This window comes from Onishia niordana (assembly GCF_004798965.1).
Lineage (GTDB): Bacteria > Pseudomonadota > Gammaproteobacteria > Pseudomonadales > Halomonadaceae > Onishia > Onishia niordana.
In genome coordinates this window covers 1-278 of record NZ_SDSD01000055.1, presented here as the reverse complement: position 1 = coordinate 278, position 278 = coordinate 1, and the positions used below count along the sequence as shown (strand labels likewise).

Below are 278 nucleotides of genomic sequence, written 5' to 3'. Positions count from 1 at the left end.
ACAAAAAGTTACGGATAAGTATGGTATCTCCTACAATTCTGATAATGTATTGAAAGCGACAAAATGAAAAATATTTTTCGAATAATTACTCTCCCTTTCAGACGTATTTCGAAAAAAGCGAAAAAAAGTCATCAAAGACCTGAACAAAATCGTAAACATGTAGGTAAAAGTCTATTTGTAGTAGCTATTGCTCTGTTTGCGATTTTTATATTTCGCTTTGTCTGGATTATTACAGTGAATCAAATCGGTGGTGTAAACATCTCCGAAATGGCTAAGAC

General features: G+C 32.7%; 1 protein-coding gene. It reads left to right on the top strand.

Annotated elements, in window-relative coordinates; translation table 11 throughout:
• Nucleotides 1-63: 63 nt before the first annotated feature.
• A partial coding sequence (locus ETC27_RS17930; protein WP_136256068.1) for a hypothetical protein occupies nt 64-278 on the top strand: 215 nt, incomplete at its 3' end.